The organism is Streptomyces sp. SID11385, assembly GCF_010548245.1.
Taxonomy (GTDB): domain Bacteria; phylum Actinomycetota; class Actinomycetes; order Streptomycetales; family Streptomycetaceae; genus Streptomyces.
The window spans coordinates 1-4,316 of sequence record NZ_JAAGLR010000698.1 but is presented as its reverse complement, the minus strand read 5'-3'; the positions used below and the strand labels follow the sequence as shown (position 1 = coordinate 4,316).

The 4,316-nt window shown below is 74.5% G+C and carries 4 protein-coding genes; 1 reads left to right on the top strand and 3 read right to left on the bottom strand.

Annotation, left to right across the window (positions count from 1 at the left end; translation table 11 throughout):
• A partial coding sequence (locus tag G3I42_RS21390) for an alkaline phosphatase D family protein (protein ID WP_164288281.1) occupies nucleotides 1–1,495 on the top strand: 1,495 nt, incomplete at its 5' end.
• A 78-nt stretch (nucleotides 1,496–1,573) separates the two neighbouring features.
• On the opposite strand, the gene G3I42_RS21385 is transcribed toward G3I42_RS21390, so the two are convergent.
• The 3 genes from G3I42_RS21385 to G3I42_RS21375 all read right to left on the bottom strand — a co-directional run.
• Nucleotides 1,574–2,590, bottom strand: coding sequence for a zinc-binding dehydrogenase (locus G3I42_RS21385; RefSeq protein WP_164288279.1), 1,017 nt, complete (start codon nucleotides 2,588–2,590; stop codon nucleotides 1,574–1,576).
• Between the two features lie 31 nt (nucleotides 2,591–2,621).
• Complete coding sequence (locus G3I42_RS21380) at nucleotides 2,622–3,275, bottom strand: TetR/AcrR family transcriptional regulator (RefSeq protein ID WP_164288277.1); 654 nt, start codon at nucleotides 3,273–3,275, stop codon at nucleotides 2,622–2,624.
• Nucleotides 3,276–3,335: 60 nt separating this feature from the next.
• A partial coding sequence (locus tag G3I42_RS21375; RefSeq protein WP_203607110.1) for a glycoside hydrolase family protein occupies nucleotides 3,336–4,316 on the bottom strand: 981 nt, incomplete at its 5' end.

The following is a 4,316-nucleotide window of genomic DNA, read 5'->3' as shown; positions in this document are numbered from 1 at the left end:
CCGGGCGGCGGGCCGCGCGCCCGCGCGTGCCTGGTCCGGGCGGCCCGCGGCCGACTGGGGTGTGCAGGCGGGGGACATCGGGGAGTCCTCGGGCGTGATCTGGGTCCGTAGCGACCGCCCCGCCGTGATGACCGTCGAGACCGCGGCGACCGAGTCCTTCCGCGGCGCCCGTCGCCGGCGCGGCCCGCTCCTGACCCCCGGCACCGACTTCACCGGCACCACGACCCTGCACGGACTGCCGCCCGGCGAGCAGATCCACTACCGCGTCACGCTCACCGACCCCGACGATCCCCGCCGCGCCTCGCGGCCCCTCACCGGCACCTTCCGCACCGTCCCCACCCGCCGCTCGGCGGGCGTGCGCTTCCTGTGGTCGGGGGACATCGCCGGCCAGGGCTGGGGCATCAACCCCGACCGGGGCGGCTGGCGCGTGTACGAGGAGATGGCGCGCCTGGACCCGGACTTCTTCCTGTGCAGCGGCGACACGATCTACGCGGACGGGCCGATCCAGCCGAGCGTGACGCTCCCGGACGGCACGGTGTGGCGCAACCTCACCACCGAGGCGAAGTCCTCCGTCGCGCAGAGCCTCGACGAGTACCGGGGCGCCTTCCGCTACAACCTCCTCGACGCGCACCTGCGCCGCTTCAACGCGCAGGTCCCGCAGATCACGCAGTGGGACGACCACGAGGTGCGCAACAACTGGTACCCCGGCCAGATCCTCGACGACCCGCTCTACACCGAGAAGCGGATCGACGTCCTCGCCGCCCGCGCCCGCCGCGCCTTCTCCGAGTACTTCCCGCTCAGCACGCTCGCGCCGGGCGACCCCGACGGACGCGTCTACCGGGTCCTGCGCCACGGCCCGCTGCTCGACGTCTTCGTCCTCGACATGCGCACCTACCGCGACCCCAACTCCCGCAACCGCCAGGTCGACGACCCGCGGGGCATCCTCGGGGCACACCAGCTGAACTGGCTCAAGCGCGAGTTGTCGCGCTCCCGGGCCGTGTGGAAGGTCATCGCGGCGGACATGCCGCTCGGCCTCGTCGTCGCGGACGGCGCCACGAACTTCGAGGCCGTGGCCCAGGGCGACCCCGGCGCCCCGCTCGGCCGCGAACTCCAGATCGCCGAACTCCTGCGCCACATCAAGCACGCCCGCGTCACGGGCACGCTGTGGCTCACGGCGGACGTGCACTACACCGCGGCGCAGCACTACGCGCCCGAGCGGGCCGCCTTCCAGGACTTCGCGCCGTTCTGGGAGTTCGTCTCGGGGCCGCTCTCGGCGGGCGGTTTCCCGAGCGTCCCGCTCGACGGCACCTTCGGCCCCCGGCAGACCTTCCTCAAGGCGCCCACGCGCGCCAACGTCTCCCCGGCCGAACTCCCGCCCAACTACGGCGAGGTGAGCATCGACGGGCACTCGGGGGAACTGACGGTCCGGCTCCGCGAGGAGGGCGGCCGGGTGCTGTATTCGCAGGTGCTCAGGCCGGGGCTCGTCGGCCAGTAGAGGGAGGGCGGGGCCCGGTGCGTGCCGTCACCCACGCACCGGGCCCCGGCCCGCCTCACCCGCGTACCGCCGCGCGGGTCACGGCTTCAGGACCAGCCGCACCGGCGCCGGGCCGCCCGTCTTGTGCAGGAGGCGGCCGACGGCCTGCGGGGCCTCGCTCAGGGGCAGGACCTCGCTGATCGAGCGGGCGAAGTCGAGGCGGCCGAGCGCGGCGAGCCGCACGAGCTGGTCGACGTGGGCGTCCGAGGAGCCGTAGTGGCCGAGGATCTGCTGCTGGAAGTAGCTGAAGGCGGTGCCGTCCGGGATCGTCAGGGGCTTGTTGGTGAGGCCGACGAGGACGAGACGGCCGCCCGGCGCGAGGCACGTGATGGCCTGCTCGCGCACGGCGGCGACCCCCGCGAAGTCGAAGGCGGCGGCGAGACCGGCGCCGCGCGTCGCGGTGCGGACCTTCTGCCGCAGCTCCGGGTCGGCCGCGTCGAGCGCCAGGTCCGCGCCGAAGGCGAGCGCCCGCTCGCGGGCCTCGGGGGAGGGGTCGACGGCGACGACGGGGGCCGCGCCGATCGCGCGCAGGAGCTGCACGCCGTGCGCGCCGAGGCCGCCGACGCCCCACACGCCCACCGGCTGGGCGGGACGCACGTCGCCGGTCGTCGTGATCGCGGCCCACGGGGTGGAGACCGCGTCGGGGATGATCGCCGCCTGTTCGAAGGAGACGTTGTCCGGGATCGCGAGCAGCGTCCCGGCGGTGGCCACCGCGTACTCGGCCCAGCCGCCGTCGTAGTCGACCCCGCGCGTCCACACGGCGCCGTCCCGGTGCTCGCCGGCCTGGAGCAGCACGCGCTGCCCGGGCTCCCAGCCGCTCACGCCCGCCCCGAGCTTCGCGACGGTCCCGGACACCTCGTGCCCGAGCGTGACCTCGTCGCCCGGGAGGTAGAGCGGCGTGAGCGTGCCGTCGACGAGGTGCGCGTCCGAGAGGCAGACCCCCGCGGCCTCGACCTTGACGAGCACCTCACCCGCGGCGGGCTCCGGGGTGGGCACCTCCTTGACGGCGAAGGTGCGGGAGGGGATGTGAAGTCGTCCGGCGAGCATGCCGATCACCTGTCCTGACGTGCGTGAAGTGGGTAAAAGGTTAGGAACGCGGTACGGCGTCGAGCGCGGCCAGTGCCCCGGCGAGCGCGCCGACGGCGCTCTCGACCAGCGGGTTCCGCAGCTCCTCCGGGCCGCCGGCCTCCCACCAGCGCAGGCAGGCGTTGTCGACGTAGGCGAGGTAGCCGTCCACGACGAGGCGCACGGCCGCGTCTCCGGTGTCGAGGCCGAGGCGCGTGGTCACGCGTTCGTGGAAGACGGCCCTGCCCCGGTCGCGCTCGGCGAGCGCTTCGGGCGGTACGGAGCCGGGGGCGCGCAGGAGCGTGGCCCAGCCGTTGGCGCCCTCGGCGATGAAACCGAGGTAGACCCGCAGGCTCGCGCGCAGCCGGTCCCAGCCGTCCGTGTCCGGGCCGGGGTCCGCGTCGCACGCCGCGTCCCGCGCGAGCAGTTCGCGCAGTCCGTCGGTGACCATCGCGGCGTACAGCCCGGACTTGCTGCCGAAGTAGCGGTGCGCGAGCGCTTCCGAGGCCCCGGCGGCGTGCGCGATCTCGGCGACCGAGACCTCGGTGTAAGCCCGGCTGCGGAAGGCCGCGTGGGCCGCTTCGAGGAGGGCGGCCCGGCGTTCGTCGGCACCGAGCCGGCGCCGTACCGGCCGGACGGTACGGTCCGGTCCGGATGGGTGCTCCTTGGCGTTCATAAGGCCACCGTACCGCTTAGTGAGGCGGACTCAATAAGCGTCGGGTGTGACCCGGCTCTCCTACCGCGCCGCCCGGAACGCCTCGCCCGCTTCCGTCCAGGAGCCGTCCGGGTGGTAGAGCCCCGTGTTCGTCTCCCCGGCGGCGGAGGGGAGCCCGAACCAGGCGTAGCGCTGGAGCCAGGGCAGGGTGTCGAGCATCTTCGTCGCGGCGGTGAGGAACGCCGCCTGGTCGGCGGCGGAGGGGAAACGGACGCCCTGCGAGAAGTCCGTGAGCGCGAACTCGGTGAGCCACACCGGCTTTCCGTACCTGCGGTGCACCGCCTCCAGGTACGTCCTGAGCTGCTGGACCGCCTCCTGGGTACGGAAGTCGCCCCCGTACCAGTGCACCGCGACGAAGTCGACGCGGTAGCCGCGCTCCCGTGCCCCCGCCATGAACCGGTCGAGCCAGCCCCCGGGCGTGTCCCCGCCGTAGGCGACGGCCGGGCTGCCGAGGATCTTGCCGTGGGCCATGAGCCTGGGCCACAGGTCGAGGGCCCGTTCGACGGACAGGTTCGCCTGGCTACCCATGTCCGGCTCGTTGAAGCCGAGCAGGTACGGGCCGTTCGCGCCCGCCGTCGCGAGGGTCGCGTCGTCCGTGTTTCTCTCGCCCCAGATCATCGGGACGAAGCCGGGCGCGCCCGAGTCCACGATCCCGCGCGGGCTCGCCGACCACGTGTAGTACCAGCGCGCCCCCGAGGCGGCGAGCCCCCGTTCGTCGCCGGGCGCGTCCCACACCCCGACCCCCTTGCGCGCCGAGGCGACGACGGCGGTCTCGGGGGCGCGGGACGGCAGGGCCCGCTGCGCGGGGGCGGGGCTCTTCTTCGCGGGGGTGCGGGGCGAGGGCGTGGGTTTCGCCGAGGGGGTGGGGGTGGGGGTGGGGCTCGGTGAAGTCGTCGACGGTACGGGGGTGTCGGGCGCGGAGCGCGGCGCGGTGGCCGCGCGGACCGACTCGCCGGCGGGTTCCGGGCCGCCGCTCAGGAGGAAGGGCGTCGCGACGGCGGC